Source organism: Streptomyces pyxinae (assembly GCF_024756275.1).
Classification (GTDB): Bacteria; Actinomycetota; Actinomycetes; order Streptomycetales; family Streptomycetaceae; genus Streptomyces; species Streptomyces pyxinae.
Map to the genome: position 1 here is coordinate 36,511 of NZ_JANUGQ010000006.1, position 17,646 is coordinate 54,156.

At 73.0% G+C, this 17,646-nt stretch carries 13 protein-coding genes; 4 read left to right on the top strand and 9 right to left on the bottom strand.

Going from position 1 to position 17,646, the window contains the following annotated elements; all coding sequences use genetic code 11:
* Positions 1–238: 238 nt before the first annotated feature.
* A complete protein-coding gene (locus NX801_RS09280) occupies positions 239–2,113 on the bottom strand; it encodes a hypothetical protein (protein WP_258786791.1) in 1,875 nt (624 codons plus the stop codon).
* Between the two features lie 627 nt (positions 2,114–2,740).
* Here NX801_RS09280 and asnB point away from each other — a divergent pair.
* Positions 2,741–4,582 (top strand): asparagine synthase (glutamine-hydrolyzing), encoded by a 1,842-nt coding sequence (gene asnB / locus NX801_RS09285; RefSeq protein WP_258786792.1) that lies wholly within the window; start codon positions 2,741–2,743, stop codon positions 4,580–4,582.
* Positions 4,583–4,816: 234 nt separating this feature from the next.
* Here the strand turns inward: asnB and NX801_RS09290 are convergent, their stop codons facing one another.
* Together NX801_RS09290 and NX801_RS09295 are read right to left on the bottom strand one after the other, a co-directional pair.
* Complete coding sequence (locus NX801_RS09290) at positions 4,817–6,745, bottom strand: MFS transporter (RefSeq protein WP_428986108.1); 1,929 nt, start codon at positions 6,743–6,745, stop codon at positions 4,817–4,819.
* 574 nt (positions 6,746–7,319) lie between these two features.
* Positions 7,320–9,752, bottom strand: coding sequence for a D-alanyl-D-alanine carboxypeptidase family protein (locus NX801_RS09295; protein WP_258786793.1), 2,433 nt, complete (start codon positions 9,750–9,752; stop codon positions 7,320–7,322).
* Between the two features lie 177 nt (positions 9,753–9,929).
* On the opposite strand from NX801_RS09295, the gene NX801_RS09300 reads away from it, so the two are divergent.
* The 3 genes from NX801_RS09300 (at position 9,930) to NX801_RS09310 (ending at position 12,625) form a co-directional block, all read left to right on the top strand.
* Entirely contained in the window at positions 9,930–10,667 is a 738-nt protein-coding gene (locus tag NX801_RS09300; protein ID WP_258786794.1) for a GOLPH3/VPS74 family protein, read from the top strand.
* Positions 10,668–11,238: 571 nt separating this feature from the next.
* Positions 11,239–12,096 (top strand): helix-turn-helix domain-containing protein, encoded by an 858-nt coding sequence (locus NX801_RS09305; RefSeq protein ID WP_258786795.1) that lies wholly within the window; start codon positions 11,239–11,241, stop codon positions 12,094–12,096.
* 328 nt (positions 12,097–12,424) lie between these two features.
* On the top strand, positions 12,425–12,625 hold the full coding sequence (locus tag NX801_RS09310; RefSeq protein WP_258786796.1) for a DUF397 domain-containing protein: 201 nt from the start codon (positions 12,425–12,427) through the stop codon (positions 12,623–12,625).
* A gap of 224 nt (positions 12,626–12,849) precedes the next feature.
* Here NX801_RS09310 and NX801_RS09315 read toward each other — a convergent pair whose 3' ends face one another.
* From NX801_RS09315 to NX801_RS09340, 6 genes are all read right to left on the bottom strand, one after another.
* A complete protein-coding gene (locus tag NX801_RS09315) occupies positions 12,850–13,959 on the bottom strand; it encodes an ADP-ribosylglycohydrolase family protein (protein WP_258786797.1) in 1,110 nt (369 codons plus the stop codon).
* Between the two features lie 125 nt (positions 13,960–14,084).
* On the bottom strand, positions 14,085–14,270 hold the full coding sequence (locus tag NX801_RS09320) for a DUF397 domain-containing protein (protein ID WP_258786798.1): 186 nt from the start codon (positions 14,268–14,270) through the stop codon (positions 14,085–14,087).
* A gap of 137 nt (positions 14,271–14,407) precedes the next feature.
* Positions 14,408–14,725, bottom strand: coding sequence for a putative quinol monooxygenase (locus NX801_RS09325; RefSeq protein ID WP_258786799.1), 318 nt, complete (start codon positions 14,723–14,725; stop codon positions 14,408–14,410).
* Positions 14,726–14,825: 100 nt separating this feature from the next.
* On the bottom strand, positions 14,826–15,896 hold the full coding sequence (locus NX801_RS09330; RefSeq protein WP_487403417.1) for an NsdA family TPR-like regulatory protein: 1,071 nt from the start codon (positions 15,894–15,896) through the stop codon (positions 14,826–14,828).
* Positions 15,897–15,956: 60 nt separating this feature from the next.
* On the bottom strand, positions 15,957–16,151 hold the full coding sequence (locus tag NX801_RS09335; protein ID WP_258786801.1) for a DUF397 domain-containing protein: 195 nt from the start codon (positions 16,149–16,151) through the stop codon (positions 15,957–15,959).
* The gene (locus NX801_RS09340; RefSeq protein ID WP_258786803.1) at positions 16,148–16,966 is read right to left on the bottom strand and encodes a helix-turn-helix domain-containing protein; all 819 of its coding nucleotides are present in this window, start codon (positions 16,964–16,966) and stop codon (positions 16,148–16,150) included. The genes NX801_RS09335 and NX801_RS09340 overlap by 4 nt, the downstream gene beginning before the upstream one ends.
* Between the last annotated feature and the right edge of the window lie 680 nt (positions 16,967–17,646).

Consider the following 17,646-nt stretch of genomic DNA (forward strand, 5'->3'; position numbering starts at 1 on the left):
GGGCCCGAGGTCGCGGAGCTGAGGCCGGGCCCGAGGCGGGGCCGGGGGCCGGGGGGGAAGCCGACGCCGGGCCGGGCGCCTGCCCGGCTCCTGGGCGGTGGGGCCGGGGCGGGGCCGGGGTCGTGGTCCCGGCGGGGTGGGTGCCGGGGCCACGACGCGGTTTCGTGGGCGGCTATACGGTTTCGCGGGCGGCTACACGGTTTCCTGGTCAGCGACGGGCCGGTCGCCCGCCGGCCGGTCAGTTCGTCTGGGTGTTGGGCAGGTGTGGTCCGATGTAGCCCACGATCACCTTTCCGGTGGATCCGGCGGTGTCGTCGTAGAAGTGGACGCGGGGCGCGGTCCGGCCCTTGTTGTCGATTTTGATGTGGGCCTCCATGAACAGCTTCTCCGAGACGTCGACGTGCGGTGGGACGGCGAACTCGCGCTGGCGCCGGTACTTCTTGTCGTTCCGGACGGTGTCCGACTCCACCATGGCCACCCGGGTCAGCGGATAGGTGCGCCTCCCCTGCGGTCCGGCCGCGCAGAAGTCCCGAAACGTTCCGTCGAAGCCGTCCTCGGTCGCCCGGAGGGCGCTGTAGGAGTCGAGCGCCAGCAGCGCGTCCCACACCTTCGACGCCCAGGTGGAACCCTTGATGTCGTCGTCCAGGTCCTCCGCCTTGCTGGTGTCGTACGTCAGGACGAGATGCGGCATCCGGCCCCGGGCACGGTCGTTGAGCCCGGAGAAGGACACCGGTGCCGCCTCCTCGGCGGGTGGTGTGTAGGCGTCCTCGGCTCTGCCCGCCGCCACCAGGCGCTGCTGGAGCACGGCGACCTGCTGGCGCAGCCGGGACAGCTCCGCCTGCGTGGTGTCATGGTCCGCGATCTCGTCCTGGTACCGGTCGATCGCCTCCTGGAGCTGCTGGTCGAGCGCCCGCCTGCCGCGCTCCGCCAGGTCGCGGGCACCGGCGACCTCGCCCAGCTTCTCCAGCGCCTTGTCGATCGTCCGGTTGGCGGTGTCGAGTTGGGCGCGCAGGGTGTCGGTGTCCCCGTCGTCCCGTGGCTGTGACGTGTGAGTACGCGCCGCACGGAGGTCTTCCAGGACCTCCTCGATCCCGGGGAAGGCGGCCCCGTCCAGCAGGGCCGGCTGCGGTGTCGTCACCGCGTAGAGCCGTGGATACCGGGAGATCCGGACGTCCGCGTCGCGGAAATCCGGGTCGCGGAGCCGCCGGTGGGTCAGCAGGCGGTGCCGGCGCCCGTCCTCGGCGGACGCGAGGTCGACGTCCGGGAGGTAGGTGCGTATCTGGCCGGGGAAGACGTCGTGCCGGTCGCCGGTCGCCTCCCGGAAGAGCGGGACGGCGTCCCGGTCCAGCCGGTACACCGAGGAGATTCCGGTCAGGCGCCTGATCAACTTGGTCAGCAGCCGCTCCCACTGCGGGTCGTCGTGCGGCGGCTCCGCCGCGACCACCAGCGGCAGTCCCCGCTCCGGGGCGGTGAGCGCGGCATGGAGCCGGCCGACGGACCCGGTGTCGATCCGGTGCGGTGCCGCGGAGAGACGGGTCGTCCCGTCCATGACGGTGAAGTGCTCCAGCAGTTCGCGCACCAGTCCGGGCGGGAACGGCGTGGTCTGCCGTCTGCCCGGGCTGGGGTAGTGCTCCAGGTCGACGCCGATGTACGCCTCCCCCGCCGCACGGTCGGTGCCGGTGTACGCCTTCCCCGCCGCACGCTCGGTACCGGCGTACGCCTCACCCGCCGCACGGTCGACGGCGGACGTGAGCGTCGTCTGCCAGGTCCCTTCCTGCCGGTCCTCCTTGTCCTCCCGCAGCCGCAGGCGCAGGGCGGCCTGCTGGCCGTCGCCGTCGTAGGAGTCGGTCATGGTGAGGGTGGCGGTGTCGGTCAACCGGTGGATGCCCGAACAGAGCTGCGCGGTGAGCGACTTGCTCTCCAGCCAGGAGGTGAAGCACGTCCGCGCCCGGGCGAACATCTGCTCCTGGTCGGCCCCGAGGACCGGCAGCACGGCCCGGTAGACCAGTGGGTTCTCGGCGCGGGACTCCTCCGGGGTGTAATCGGCCCGCTCCCGTGCGGGAGTCGGGGCCGCGGGTCTGCGGCTGGGCATCGCCAGGGGCGTGGGTGTCAACGCTGACCTCCTGCTCGCTCGATCCGGAACCGGCTTCCGGGGCGGGGTCACGGGCCGCTGGAGGGGTGGCGGCAGCGGCCGGGCCCCGAGAGTACCCAGCCGGACCGCCGGTGCCACCGGTGACGGCCGCCCGGGGTCAACTGCCGTCGGGAGGGGGGTCGATGAGGGGTGGGGCGGGTGGAGTGGGCCCGGCGTGACGGAGATTTTGCCTGTGGCTTGTTTTCTGAGGTCCAGGGTGCCCTGAGGCCATGTTCTCCGAGGGAGAAGTACGACTTCACCCTGCGTAGGCTCGGGCGAGGCCGGGGAACCTGAGTCCGGGCGCCTCCCGTCATCTTCTGGTCATCTCCGGCCGGAATCGATCGGTGCCGTGTGACACCGCCATGACGGACCGGTTGACCGCGCCGCTCACCGAGGAGCACCCTCGAGGAGAGATAGATGCTATGTACATCTGAATCTTCCGAGGGCGGGCACCCCCATGGCGCACCCCACCACGCACCGACCGCGAACCCTTCGCGCACTCACCGTGCGTGCACCGCGGTTCGCGGACTTTTCGCGGACTTTTCGCGGACCCCGTGGACGCGCCCGCCGGCGGCGGATTCCGGTGCACCGGGAAACAGGAGGTAGGACATGTGTGGCATCACCGGCTGGGTCTCCTTCGACCGTGACCTGCGCGCCTCGGCCGAGGCGCTGGACGCGATGACGGAGACCATGGCCTGCCGTGGTCCGGACGACCGGGGCACCTGGGCCGAGGGACCGGCCGCGCTCGGCCACCGGCGGCTGGCGATCATCGACCTGCCGGGCGGCCGCCAGCCGATGACCGCCGAGACGCCCGAGGGCACGGTGGCGCTGGTCTACTCGGGAGAGACGTACAACTTCACCGAGCTGCGCCGCGAACTGGCGGGCCGGGGGCATGAGTTCCGTACCGACTCCGACACCGAGGTGGTGCTCCGGGGCTACCTGGAGTGGGGCGCGGAGCTGGCCGGGCGGCTCAACGGGATGTACGCCTTCGCCGTCTGGGACGGCCGGGTCCAGAAGCTGGTGATGATCCGGGACCGGATGGGCATCAAGCCGTTCTACTACTACGAGACGCCCGACGGCGTGCTCTTCGGCTCCGAGCCCAAGGCGATCCTGGCCAACCCGCTCGCCCGCTCCCGGGTGACCCTGGACGGGCTGCGGGAGCTGTTCACCCTGGTCAAGACACCCGGTCACGCCTTCTGGGACGGCATGCGCGAGGTGGAGCCCGGCACGGTCGTGACCGTCGACCGCTCGGGCCTGCGCCGGCACACCTACTGGTCGCTGGAGACCCGCGCCCACACCGACGACCGCGCCACCACCATCGGCCGGGTCCGGGAGTTGCTGGACGACATCGTGGGCCGCCAGCTCGTCTCCGACGTGCCGCGCTGCACCCTGCTCTCCGGCGGCCTGGACTCCTCCGCCATGACCGCGCTCGCCGCCCGCCAACTCGCCGAGCGGGGCGAGACGGTACGCAGCTTCGCCGTCGACTTCGTGGGCCAGACCGAGAACTTCGTCGCCGACGAGCTGCGCGGCACCCCCGACACCCCGTACGTCCACGACGTCGCCAAGCTGGCCGGCACCGACCACCGCGACATCGTGCTGGACTCGGACGCGCTGGCCGACCCGGAGGTCCGCGCCCGGGTGATCCGGGCCCGGGACATCCCGGCCGGCTTCGGGGACATGGACGCCTCGCTCTACCTGCTCTTCAAGGCCATCAGGGAACACTCGACGGTCGCGCTCTCCGGGGAGTCCGCCGACGAGGTGTTCGGCGGCTACCTCCAGTTCTTCGACGAGGAGGCGCGCACGGCCGACACCTTCCCCTGGCTGGTCAGGTTCGCCCAGCACTTCGGCGACGACTCGGGCGTGCTGCGCGCCGACCTCACGGACCGGCTGGACCTGGACGGGTACGTCCGCGACAGCTACGCCGCCGCCGTGCGCGGGATCCGGCGGCTGGACGGCGAGAGCGACTTCGAGTTCCGGATGCGGCGGATCTGCCACCTCCATCTGACCCGGTTCGTCCGGGTGTTGCTCGACCGCAAGGACCGGGCCAGCATGGCGACCGGGCTGGAGGTCCGGGTGCCGTTCTGCGACCACCGGCTGGTCGAGTACGTGTACAACACGCCCTGGGCGCTGAAGTCCTTCGACGGCCGGGAGAAGAGCCTGCTGCGCGAGGCGGCGGCCGATGTGCTGCCGAAGTCGGTGTACGACCGGGTCAAGAGCCCCTACCCGTCCACCCAGGACCCGAAGTACGCGGTGGCGCTCCAGGACCACGCCAAGGACCTGCTGTCCCGGCCCTCGCACCGGGTCTTCGACCTGCTCGACCGCGAGGCCGTCGGGCGCGTCGCCCGCCGCGACCTGCCGCAGATCACCCAGGCGTCCCGGCGCGGCCTGGAGCGCACCCTCGACCTGGCGCTGTGGCTGGACATGTACGAGCCGGAGATCGTCATGGAGTGAGCGGCCGGGCGGACGCGCGGGACCGGCGGGCGCCGCCGGAGTGGGGGCCGCCGGGCCCCGGGGCCGGCCCGGCTCCGGCCTTGTACGAGCCCCCCGGCCCGGTCCGGGCCCGTACGGCTCCCGCCCCGTACGGCCCCGGTCCCGTACGCGCTCGGTCCCGTACGGCCCCGGTCCCCGCGCCCGCCCCGGCCCGGTTACGCTGGCGGCCCGCCGTCTCCCGGAGGCGGCCCGCCCTCAGCGGAGCTCCTCCGGGCAGGCCGTGCCGCGCGGGAAGAGCTTGTAGGGGGCGGCCAGCCGGTAGGTCCCGGCCCGGGGGGCGACCAGCTCCGTCCACTCGTCGCCCTCGGCGTCCTCCTCCGCCTTCAGCAGGCAGCCGTGCGGATTGGTGAAGGTCTTCGGGCCGCCGCTCCGCGCCTTGGACGCCTCGGTCTCCTGCGGCGGCTCCACCTTGCGGCCCTCCGCGTCCAGCAGGGCCAGCCACGGCGAGTACGGCACCCGGATGAGCACCCGGCCCGCCGAGCGCAGCCGGATGGTGACCTCCTCGGCGGCGGCCCGGTCCACCGTCGCCGGGGGGTCGGCCAGCGGGGTCGGCGCCTCCACCGCGAGCAGCCGCCAGTTGGCGTCGGACCAGACCGGCTTCAGGTACGACAGCCCGGCCCCGACCAGCGCCGCCTCCTCGTGGGCACCCGTGTCCGGTTCGCCCTTGGGCAGCACCACGTAGTGGACGGCCCAGCGGTGGAGCCAGTCGCGGTAGGTGGCGGCGTTCAGGGTGTCGTCGTAGAAGAGCGGGTTGCGCTCCATGTCGGCCTGGCGGTTCCAGCCGCGCGCCAGGTTGATGTAGGGCGCCAGGGCCGACGCCTCCCGGTGGCTGCGCGCCGGGACCACCTCGACCCGCGCCCGCTCCGCGCCGCGCCGCTGCAACTGGTCGATCAGCGGGGCGGCCTCCCGCGCCCAGGAGGCGTCCGGGGCGGTGCGCACGATGTCGTCCACGCTCTTGAAGCCGATCCAGCCGTTGAGCGCGACGAACGCCAGCACCACCGCGTACCGGCGACGGCTGCGCGGCGCCGCGTACGGGAGGGCGGCCAGCAGCACCACCCCGGCGAAGAGCATCGGCAGCCGGGTGACATTGGAGCCGATCTGCGAGTCGACCGCCCAGGTCAGCAGCGTGCCCGCCGAGTAGACCGCGGCCCCGGCGCGCACCGTCCGCCACTCGGACGGGACCAGCAGGAAGACCGCGACGCCGAAGCCGAACGGCAGCAGGGTGGAGGCGAAGGACATCGGCTGCGTACCGGAGAACGGGAACAGCCAGGCGGAGAGCGCCACCACCACGGCGGGGGCCAGCCCCAGCGCGTACGCCCCGGGGCGCCGCTTGTTGAGGAAGAGCGCCGCCGCCGCGACCCCCAGGAAGAGCCCGGCCACCGGGCTCGCCGCCGTCGCCAGGGCGGCCAGCGGCGCGGCGACCGCGGCCTTCGCCCCGCGCCGGAGCCGCCAGCGGTGCGGCCAGCAGAAGACCGCCGCCACCGCGCCCAGCGCGAACATCATGCCGAGGCCGAAGGTCACCCGGCCGGAGAGCGCGTTGCACAGGAACGCGAACACCCCGGCCAGCGCGCACGCCAGCGGATTGCGCACCGCCCGGACCCGCACCAGGATCAGCGCGGTGAGCCCGGCGGAGACCGTACCGGCGATCATCATCGTGGTGCGGACGCCCAGCAGGGACATCAGATAGGGCGAGACCACGCTGTACGAGACCGGGTGCATCCCGCCGTACCAGGCGAGGTTGTACGCGGAGTCCGGATGGCGCCCGACGAACTCGGCCCAGGCGTCCTGGGCGGCCAGGTCGCCGCCGCTGTTGGCGATGAACAGCGCCCAGACGATGTGGATCAGCGCGGCCACCCCGGTCGCCACCGCGGCCGGCCGCCCGCCCAGCGCCCGCGCCCGCAGCAGCCGGGCCGGCCGGCGTGCGGCCCCTCCGGCGCCGGAGCGCGGCGCGGGCGGATCGACCGGGTCGGCCGGATCGACCGGGTCGGCCGGTCCGGACCCGGCGGCGGGCGCCCCGGACCCCACGCCAGGTACGGCGGGTACGGCGACAGGCACGGCGGGTACGGCGATGGACGGGCCGGTCGCCGGGGGATCGGGCGCCCGGGTCGGCTCAGTGGTGGTCACCGCGGCTCCCCTGTCGTCTGCGTCGTCCCCGTATGAGCGTCGTCCCCGTGTCGCCGCCTATCGGGCGGCACCGGCCGGTACGGCCCGGGGCCCGTACCGCTGCCGCCGCGTACCGGCCGGGGCACGGGCGCCCCGGGGTCCCGCGCGTCCGGCGGCGATGCGCCCGGACGCTAGCACGCGCGGCCCTCCGGCCACCGAGCCACCCCGGCCACCCGGCCCGGACCGGGGCCCGGGCGCGCGGTCCCCGAGCCACCCCCCGGGCCCGAACCGGCACCGCCCGGGCCCGAGCCGACAGGCCGGGCCCGAACCGGCACCGCCCCCGGGCCCGAGCCACCACCCGGGCCCGAGCCGGCACCGCCCGGGCCCGGCACCCCCGGGCCCGAACCGACAGGCCGGGCCCGAGTCGCCCCGGCCGCCCGGGCCGGACCGGGGCTCGGATCACCCGGCTCCGAGGCGCCCCGGCCGCCCGCCGGGTGACGGTCACCCGCCCCTGACGGTCCGGGCCCACGACGGCTCCGGCCCCGGGCCCCGGCGACCCGGGAGGCCGAACAGTCCCCGCTGAGCCAGTCCCCGCTCAGCCCAGCCGGGTCAGCTTGGCGCCGAAGCCGGGCTCGGCCAGCGCCTGCTGGGTGACGACGGGCACGGCGGTCTTGCCGGTGCCCGAGCCGATCGACAGCTCGCCGACGACCGTGCCCCGCGGCGCCTCGTGCGGCACGCCGTCCTTCTTGCCGGTCAGCCGGAGGTCGACCTTCAGCCCGGGCCAGCCCACGGCCTTCAGGTCGGCCGTCGTCACCAGGGGCGTACGACCGCCCAGGCCGTCGTCCACGTACCCGACGACCGCGCCCTTCTTCACCACGACCGCCGAGTCGATGTCGCTCTGCGCCTTCTCGACCAGGCCGCGGCTGTAGACCCGCGTGGCCTTCTCCAGCCTCGCGCTGACCCCGGAGGCATTCTGCACACCCATCACGGCACCGAAGATCCGGCGCTCCTTGCCGTCCACGATGGTGCGCGCGACCCACAGCAGATTGCCGCCCGCCGGGGTGGAGGAACCGGTCTTCAGACCGATGACACCCGGATTGTTCACGATCTTGTTGCCGTTGTAGAGCAGGCCGACATCATGCATCTCGACCTGCGGCAGGTCCACGGTCTTCCGGAGGACGGCGTCCTGCATCGCCGCCTTCGCCAGCTTGATCTGGTCGAGCGGGGTGGAGACGGTGGTCTTGTCGAAGCCACTGGGGTCGGTGTAGGTGGTCCCGGTCATGCCCAGCTCCTTGGCGGTGTCGTTCATCTTCTTGATGAACTTCTCCTCCGTGCCGGAGTCCCAGCGGGCGAGCTGGTGGGCGACGTTGTTGGCTGAGCGGAGCATCAGCATCTGGAGCATCTCCTCCAGGGTGTACTGCTTGCCCTCCTTGACCTCCGCGACCGACCAGTCCGGGTTGCTCGCCTGCTCCTCGGTGAGCTTCTCGATCGTCAGCACCGGCCCCTTGGCGCCGGGCTTGATCGGGTGGTCCCTGAGGATGATGTAGGCGGTCATCGTCTTGGCGACGCTGGCGATCGGCGCCGGCTTCTGCTCCCCGTAGGTGCCGATCCGGCCGACACCCTCGACCTCCACCGCGCCCTGACCCTCGGTGGGCCACGGCATCTCCAGCTTGCCGCCGCCGAAGGTGTACGTCGGCTCGGCGCTGAGCGCCAGCTCCGGAGCGGGCAGCGGCCGGACGGCCTGCACGACCGCGAAGACGATCACCAGCAGCACGACCAGCGGGGTCCAGATCTTGACGCGCCGCACCAGGGTCCGGACCGGTGTCTCCGGCGGGGGCGGCGTGTTGGTCAGCTCCGCGAGCAGGTCCAGCGGCGGGCGCGGCGGCATCGGCTGCTGGGTGGTCCGCTCGGCCCCGGTCAGCGCGGCCGGCTCCCCGGCCCCCGCCGCCGTCCCGGCCCCGGCCCCGGCCGCCCCGGCCCCCGCCTTCGACGACGGCTCGGCCTTCGACGGCGCCGGTGTCTTCGGCGACACCGCTGTCGCCGGCGCCGCCGGTGTCTTCGGCGCCGTACCGCCGACCGCCGGACGCACGTCGTCCCCCCGCAGCGGCACGAACTTGCTGGTCCGCTCGGCGGGCGACTCCGCGGGCGCCGCATCCGACGCCTTGGCCGCCGCACCCGGGGCCACCGCCTTGAGCGCGGTGGTGGGCTGGTCCTCGACCGGCTTGCGCGGCGCCGCCCGGAAGACGGCGGTGGGCTGGTCCACCCGCGCCTCCCCGGGGGCGCCCTCCCCGGCCTCCTCGGCGGTGCCTTCGCCGTCGGTGTCCTTCTTCGTACGGTCGGCGGGCCGCGCCTCTCCGCCCGGTCGGCCCACCCCGGCCGCCCCGTCCTTCAGGCCCCCGCCGCCCGCCTCCGCGTCGTCCGCCGTCGTCCGGGCACCCGGGACCCCGTCGCTCCCGCTGCCGGAACCTTCCGCCCCGGCGCCTCTCACACCGCCCGTGTCCTCGGCGGCGTCGGCGTCACTGGCACCCTCGGCGCCGCCGGTGTCCTCGGCTTCACCAGCCTCTGCGGCTTCCTCCGCGTCCTCGGCGTCCTCTGCGTCCTCGGCCACCCAGGCCGCCACCGCCGCCTTCAGCCGCTCATCACCCTCGCCACCGGCGGAGCCCTTCGCGGTGGAGTTCTTCGCGGTGGAGTCCTCCTTGGCGGAGCCCTTCGTGGCGGCGGAGTCCTTCCCGGTGGCGTCCTTCTCCGCAGGCTCCTTCTCCGCCCCGGATTCTCCCGCTCCGGTCTTCCCCGCCGCGGCCTCGTCCGCCCCGGCCTTTCCGGCCCCGGATTCCCCGGCCGCCGGCTTCCCGGGCGCGCGGAAGACCGCCGTCGGCTGGTCGACCGGCTTCGCGGCCCGGTCGGACTGGTCCTTCCGGTCCGGTGTGCGCTCGTCACCCAGCACGGCAAGCCGCGGGTCACGTTCACCCGGAGCCGTCCTCCCGGACGACTTCTGCTGCTCCGACTTGTCCGGGGACTCGCCCGCCACCGTGCCTCCTCAACAACGCGTTGTCCGAACCATGTATCAGTGTCCTGTGTGAGCCGTAAGCCCCCGTGCTAGACGAGAACGACATACGGCCCGGTTCCCGCACAAAGCACCCAGGCGCTCTCGACAGATGAATGTGAGAGGGGTCACCCTGTCATTCATCCACGCGGGGAGGCATGGATGGGCAGGAGCCGCAGAACACTTCCGGAGGAGCTTCTGCTGCTCGCTCTGGACCCGGCCACGGGTACCACAGCGCAGCCGCAGTCGCTCGACCTCGGCCTTGCCGGAGCACAGCTAGTGGAGCTGGCTCTGGCGGGACGGATAGCCCCGGACGGGGATCGTATCGCCGTGGTGATGCCACGGCCGACCGGAGATCCGACACTGGACTCCGCACTGGAACTGCTGCGCAGGCGCGGCAGCCCGGTACGGGCCGTCCACTGGATCGGCGGGCCCCGGCTGGGGCTCCGCCAGACGTATCTCTCACACCTGGAGCGGTGCGGCATGGTGCATGCCGTCGAGAGCCAGATGTGCGGGGTGCTGCCGACGACGCGCTACCAGGCGACCGAGACGGCGATCAGCCGGGAGATCAGGGCCCGGCTGGACAGCGCGATCCGCACCGGTGTGCCGCCGGACCCACGGACCGCGGCGCTCGCCGCGCTGGCCCACGCGGTCGGGCTCGGCAAGCATCTCTACCCCGGGAACGAGGGGCGCTCCTCGCGCTCCCGCCTCCGGGATCTGATCCGCCACGACCCCATGGGCGGCCTGGTGGCGCATGCCGTGATGGACGTCCAGAACGGCGTGGCCGCCCAGCCCCGGCGCGGCACGCCCGCGGGCGGCTCCGGCAGGACGGCCACGTCGGGCGTGCCCATCCAGCCGGGCGCCCGGGGCGGGTCCATGGTCCGGGCCGTCGCCCACTGAGGGCAGCCGGGGGCCGCGGCCGGCCCACCGGACACACCGCGACACCAGGTCACGGGCCCACCGGCTCGCACCACACCGTCGCACACGGCACACCGCACACCGCGTCCACCCACGGGTGCGCGCCGCACCGCGACACCCACCGCACCACAGCGCCACCGCACCACGGCGCCGGGCGGCCCACCGCACGGCCGGAACCACCCACGGACCCACCACGGAACCACCAGGGATCCGCCACGGAACCACCCACCGCATCACCGCATCACCGCACCGCCCGGCCGACGGACCGGTGCGCACCCCACCGGGCCCCGGTACCACCCCGGCCCGGTACGACCCGACCCCGGCCTCACCCGGGTCCTCGGCACCGCAGGAGCGCGGGGCGGCCGACCGGTCGCCCCGCGCGCTTGTGCCGTAATGACGGAGGTGTCCCGTCGGTACGGGTGTCCCGGCCGCTGCCCCCCGGGGGGCACCCCGTTGACGCGTGTAGCCATTTCCCAGCGCGGGGCGCCCCCTCGGTGGCAATCTGCTGAGCAGTAGATACGCACAGCGACCCGAGTCGGAGGTGCAGTTTCCCGTGGCGTCGAACGTCAACCCCACCGTCAGGCGACGCAGATTGGGCCAGGAGCTCCGGCGGCTGCGCGAACTCAAGGGCATGACGGCGGAGGAGGTGGCGGACCGGCTGCTCGTCTCGCAGTCCAAGATCAGCCGCCTGGAGAACGGCCGCCGCTCCATCAGCCAGCGGGACGTCCGCGATCTGTGCGGGGTGTACGAGGTCGAGGACCTCCGGATCGTCGACTCCCTGATGCAGATGGCCAAGGACTCGCGCCAGCAGGGCTGGTGGCACGCCTTCGGCGACATCCCGTACAGCGTCTACATCGGCCTGGAGACCGACGCGGCCTCGCTGCGGGTCTACGAGCCGCAGGTGGTGCCCGGACTGCTCCAGACCCGGCAGTACGCGGAGGCGCTGATCACCGGTGCGCTGCCGGAGAGTTCGCTGACCGACATCGAGAAGCGGGTGAACGTCCGCGTCCGGCGCCAGGAGCGGATCAACGACACCGACCAGCCGCTGCGGCTGTGGGCGGTCATCGACGAGTCCGCGCTCCGCCGGGTGGTCGGGGACAAGCAGCTGATGATCACGCAGCTGGAGCACCTGGTGGAGCAGTCCCACCTGCCGCATGTCACCGTACAGGTACTGCCGTTCGAGATGGGCGCGCATCCGGGGGTGTGCGGGCACTACGCGATCCTGGAGTTCCCGGACGCGTCGGACTCGTCGGCCGTCTACATCGAGGGCGTGACCAGCGACCTGTACCTGGAGAAGGCCCACGACGTGCAGCGGTACAGCGTCATGTACGAACACCTGCGCGCCCAGTCGCTCAACGTCGACCAGTCCCGGCAGTTCATCGTCGACATCACCAAGGAGTACGCCCGCTGAGCCCGGTGCACCGGGCCCGGTCGATCCCCCGGTCCCGGCCGGTTCGGGCGCCCCGGACCGGCCGGCGGGGTCGGCACCGTACACCGGCCCGGTTCTCGGTGTAAGTCCACCTGGAATATGCCATCCGGTCGGGTGAACGGCCGCCGCACGGGCCCGCGTTGGCCAGTAGCGTCGATGCCGACGTCGAACGATGTCGGTGACGAGCGCACGGGCCCGGAGCCCGGGCCGGCGCGCGTCACCGCTGTCCGTCGGTCGTCCCGGGCCGCCGCCGGCGGTCCGCCGGGAGACCGCCGGCAGCCCCTCACCCCTCGGAACCGGAGTGAAGATCATGGCAATTACCCAGGGCGCCCTGAACACCTGGACCAAGTCCTCGTACTCCTGCGGCAACGGCGCGTGCGTCGAGGTCAAGTCACCGCTGGTGGCGGCGATCTCGGTGCGCGACTCGAAGGTGCCCGCCGGGCCGTCGATCACCTTCGTCCCCGGGTCCTGGAACGCCTTCGTACGCGACGTCGGCACCGGCACCCGCTGAGAACCGGCGGGTTCCGCAGGCCCGGGCCCGGAGACTCGCGGCCCCGCCCCCCATCTCACGGCATCACGGCATCACCGCATCACCGCGTCATCGCTGCATCGCATCACCCACAGAGCCCTCTCGACCGGATTACCGCCGACCAGGCCGAGGGGGCTCCGTCCTGCCCGCACCCGGCTCCGGCACCCCCGTCCGTCGTCGTCGGCCGGCCTTTCTCACCCCGGTCCTCATCCCCGTGGGTAACGGGCCAGCCAGCCCGGGGCGGAGACGGCGGGGCCGTGCAGCGCGGGGCCCTGGGTCATCTCCATGGCGAAGTCGTCGGCGAGCTCCAGCACCGTGGCCCGGCCCTCCAGTTCGGCCAGCCAGGCGGGCGGCAGCGCGGTCTCGCCGTGCAGGGCGCCGAGCAGCCCGCCGGTGAGCGACCCGGTGGTCTCGGACGGCCCGTCGTGGTTGACCGCCAGCCGCAGCCCGTGCCGCATGTCCGCCCCGACGAGGGCGCAGTAGACCGCGATGGCCACCGCGTCCTCGGCCGCCTCGCCGTCGGTGTCGCCCAGCGCGGCGATCCGGTCCGGCCCCGGTACCCCCTGCCGTACGGCGCCGAGCGCGCCCCGCAGCGCCCCGGCGACTGGCTCGTGCCCGGCGTACCCGGCGAGCAGCGCGGGCACCCGGGCCACCGCCGCCTCGATGGTCTCGCCCCGGGCGACACCGTGCACCACGACGGCGTAGGCACCGGCCGCGAGGTACGCCGAGGGGTGCCCGTGCGTCTGCGCGGCGCACTCCACGGCGAGCCGGCACACCAGCTCCGGCTCCCAGCCGACCAGCAGCCCGAACGGCGCCGAGCGCACCACGGCCCCGGCGTCCCGGGCGGCCGGGTTCTTGGGGCGGTCGGGGGTGCCCAGTACCTCGTCCCCGAGCCCGGTGAGGGTGGCCCGGGCCGGGTTCCGGCGGGCGTACAGCCACTCCTCGCAGGCGAGCCAGCCGTTGTCCTTCCGCCGCTCGTCCGGGCCCCAGTCGCGCTGGGTGGCGGCCCAGCGGAGGTGGGCCCGGTGGATGTCGGTCGGCGGATGCCAGGCACCGGTGTCACGGCGCACCTGGGCGCGTATCAGCCCGTCCACCGTGAACAGGGTCAGCTGGGTGGCCGAGGTGACGGCGCCGCGCCGGCCGTGGGCGGGGGTGAGATCGCTGAGCCCGTCCGGCCCGTGGGCGTCCCGGATGGCCTCCACGGAGAGCCCGGAGACCCCCGCCCCGAGGGCGTCCCCGATGGCGGCGCCCAGCAGACAGCCGCGTACCCGGGCACGGAAGTCCTGCTGCTCGGCCCGGCCCCAGACAGTACCCACCGAGCCCCTTCCGTCGGCCGCCACCGTACGCCTGGCCCAGCACTGTAACCGACCACCCCGCCCCCGTCCGCCCCCCGCTCCCCGCACCCGGACCGGCACCCTCCACCCGGGGCCGCCCGCGCGGATCAGCTCTCGGATCGCACCGCGCCGACGAAGGTCGCCCAGACATCGGTCGAGACCGTGACGATCGGTCCGGTGACCTTGCTGTCACGGACGAGTACCCCACCCACCGCGCCCGGAGCCCACTCGACACAGTTGCCGCCCGCTGGACCGCTGTACGAGGACTTGACCCACCGCAGGAACGTATCCACAGCTTCTCCCTCTGGTCCCTGATGAACTTCGCGCAGGCGTGGGCCGACAGCACCTCCGCCGACAGGGCATGTGCGCATCCGCGTTGCTCCCTCGGATCGGTGACCCGTGCTCCGACATGCACGGCATCCCGTCTGGGTCACGTCCACGCCCCGGCAGCGTCCTGGCTCCGCAGGAAGGTGACGTGTACGTCGGAGACGTACTTCTCCCGCTCCTTCAGGAAGTGGCGGGTGTGCTCCTGCTGCTCATGGTGGTCGAACGCCGCCCGGTCGGCGTAGAGCTCGTAGAAGAGACGGGCGTGGGGCTCCCCCGCCACCGCGTGCACGACATGGGCCAGCGTGCCCGGTTCCTGGGCCCGGATGCCTTCGAGCACTTTCGTCACCAGGGCGTCAAACGCCTCCGCCGCCTCCGCGTCGCGCAGGGTGAACCGGACGACGAGGCCAAACCCTCTGGTCATGTGGCCCTCCTTGATCTTGCCTCCGGAGCCGCAGGGTGGAGCCCACGGCCACACATGTCGCGTCGAGGGGCGGTGGCCGGTCGGCGCCCATGTCCCCGGCTCACTCCCCCGCCGCCCCCGCCACCCGGGCGGCCCGTTCGCACAGCGTCCGCGCCTCGGAGAGCCCGCCGTAACGCCGCAGCCGGATCCCCAGCTCCCGCAGGGCGGCCCGCACCTTGACCGACCGGATGCCTTCGGCGCAGTCCAGGAAGCCGTCCCAGGCGGTGAACGCGCCGTCCGTGTCCCCTTGGCGCAGGCGTACGGTGCCGAGGTCCGCGAGGACGATGGCCCGGGTGCGCCTGCGGTCCAGCCCGTGGATCCCGAGCGCCAGCCGCAGATGTTCCTCGGCCGCGTCGAGATCACCGAGCCGCCCCAGGATCGTGCCGCTCTCATGGGCCCAGCGGCCCGGCGAGTAGTGGGCCGCCCAGGAATCTCCGGCAACGTCCGCGGAACGCCCGATGGCCGCCTCGGAGGCCGCGAGATGGCGGGTGGCCGTCCGGCGGTCGTCGTCCTGCGCGGCCGCCTGGGCGAGCGTGGCCTCGTAGTAGGCGACGGCCCGTGGGTGGTCCACCCGCCGCCCGTGCTCCACGCACGCCTCGGCCAGTTGGACGGCCTCGGCGCGGTGTCCCAGCTCCCCGCACTGAACGGCCAGGCCCCGCAGCGCGGTCGCGGACAGCTCCGGATCCCCCGCCTCGGCGGCCAGCCGGTAGGCATGCGCGTAGTACGCCTGCGCCAGCCACCGCAGCTCGGGGGTGTCCCCCTCGTCCTGCGCCATCCAGCCCACCAGGTGCACGAGTTCGCTGACGGCTCCGAAGAGCCGCCGTCCGGTGGCCTCACCGAACCGCCCCGCCAGCCAGGGGGCGACGTCCTCCGTCAGATAGCGGACGGCGAGATGCCGGGCATGCCCGCCACCGAGTTCCGCGGCGGAGTCCCCCAACGACTTCACCATCTGCCGCACCGCCGCCACCTCCCCCTGCCCCACCCGGACGGCTCCGGCCACGGGACGCCCGGCCCGGCGCAGCACACCCTCCGGGTCGGGCAACCCCAGAGCACCCAGGGCGTATCCGCTGGAGGCGGTGAGGAAGGTCCGGCGCTCCACGTCACTCCTTGCCAACTCCAAGGTGGGGAACATGGCTTACCCGGCTCACTCGGCGGATCATGAGCAGAGCCGCCGGATCGCGTGCGGGCGGAGTCAGTCCTCGGAACGCACCACACGGACGAAGGCCGCCCAGGCACCGGCCGAGACCGTGACGACCGGACCGGGAACCTTGCTGTCGCGGACGGGCACCGCACCGGTCGCGCCCACCGCGTCCGGGGCCCACTCGACACAGTTGCCGCCCGCCGGACCGCTGTACGAGGACTTGACCCACCGCAGGAACGTATTCACAGCTTCTCCATCTGGTCTCTGATGAACTCCGCGCTGGCGCGAGCCGATAGCGCCTCCTCCGACAAGTCATGGTAGGCGCGAACGGCCGTCCGAACCTTGTCCAAGTCCTGAATGATGGCTGCCGTCTCGTACGCCTCGACACAGATCACGGTTTCGTGTGTCGAGGTAGTCAGGATGCTGATGGGATTGTCCATCAGCGTGTGGGCGGGCGCGTCCAGTGGCAGGACATGAAGCCTGACCGTGGGCCGCTGGGCATGGGTCAACAGCGCGGCAAGTTGTTCGCGCATCACATCGTGCTCAACAGGGCGGCGCAGAAGCGTCGATGCGCAGAGCACCATCCGGACGTCGGGGGGTGCGGCTCGACGGAAGACCTCCTGGCGATCCACCCTCGCCGCCGTCAGTCGGGCAACCTCGGTGGCACTGGCCAACCGGTCCCACTTGCGGATCAGGCTGTGGGCGTACCGGCTCGTCTGCAGCAGACCCGGCACCATGCACGGTGACCACTCCCAGATCGCCTCCGCGTTCCGCTCCAGCAGCATCCGTCGTTGAAAGAGCACCGGAAAGCTCGCGGCAACACTGGCTTCGTACAGCCGCTTGTACACCCCGTCCGTGTTGAAGATCCGGTCGAGCAGGGCCGGCAGGCCGTCCGGGATCGGATACCTCCCGGACTCGACCCGGCTGATGGTCGACGAGGACATGTGAACCATGCGCGCCACATCGGCCTGCGTGAGCCGACGCTCGGGGTACAACTCACGATCCTGCTTGAGCCGCTCAGCAAAAGCCATCAGCGGATCGTCCACGCGTTCCACGTCCATTTTGCCCCCTTCTCGCGAGGATGCACACGACTGGCAGCCGGAACGTCTCCGCAGGTGACAACACCCCTGCATATGCCGGGGAATTCACCGTGCAGGTTGCGGCGTGCGCACCTTCAGATGCTGGGCCACGGAACCGACTCTCTTCCTGTGCAACGAGTTTCCGACAGGAAGGTCTCGACCATGAGCGTTTTCATGCGGCGCGGGCGCCCGTCTCCGTCGCCGCCTCCGTCCGTGCCGCTACCGCCGGGCACCCGCGTACCGGTCCCGGACGAAGTCCTGAAGGCGTACGCGGCCGGCACCTTCACCTTCCCGACGCCGGTCACCACGGTCCCCGACCACGCCACGCCGAAAGCCGTCGAGGCCGGGCTCCGCCGGAGGAGGACGGACCGTGCGCAGGAACTGGACCCCGTCGCCGGGTCCGAGTGCGAGGTCTGCACGACAGCCGGCGAGTACCGACACCAGGCTTACGGGGCGCGCGAGTTCACCGGCGTGGAGGCGCAGCACGAGGTCGTCCGGCAGCACCCGCGCCGGCGGCGTACGGACGGGGGCCGGTCATGAACCGAAGGGGTCGGCCGCGTCTGCCGCTGCGTCCGGTGAAAGTGGGCGAGGTGCTGTTCGACCGGGCCCGGGAGGCTGCCGGGCGCGTCGCGGAAGTCACGGCGGACAGGGTCACGTTGGTA

Coding starts and splice junctions, on each gene's coding strand:
- NX801_RS09325 (WP_258786799.1), bottom strand. CDS start 14,725: ATGACCAGAGGGTTTGGCCTCGTCGTCCGGTTCACCCTGCGCGACGCG.
- NX801_RS09300 (WP_258786794.1), top strand. CDS start 9,930: ATGGGCAGGAGCCGCAGAACACTTCCGGAGGAGCTTCTGCTGCTCGCT.
- NX801_RS09330 (WP_487403417.1), bottom strand. CDS start 15,896: ATGTTCCCCACCTTGGAGTTGGCAAGGAGTGACGTGGAGCGCCGGACC.
- NX801_RS09310 (WP_258786796.1), top strand. CDS start 12,425: ATGGCAATTACCCAGGGCGCCCTGAACACCTGGACCAAGTCCTCGTAC.
- asnB (WP_258786792.1), top strand. CDS start 2,741: ATGTGTGGCATCACCGGCTGGGTCTCCTTCGACCGTGACCTGCGCGCC.
- NX801_RS09340 (WP_258786803.1), bottom strand. CDS start 16,966: ATGGACGTGGAACGCGTGGACGATCCGCTGATGGCTTTTGCTGAGCGG.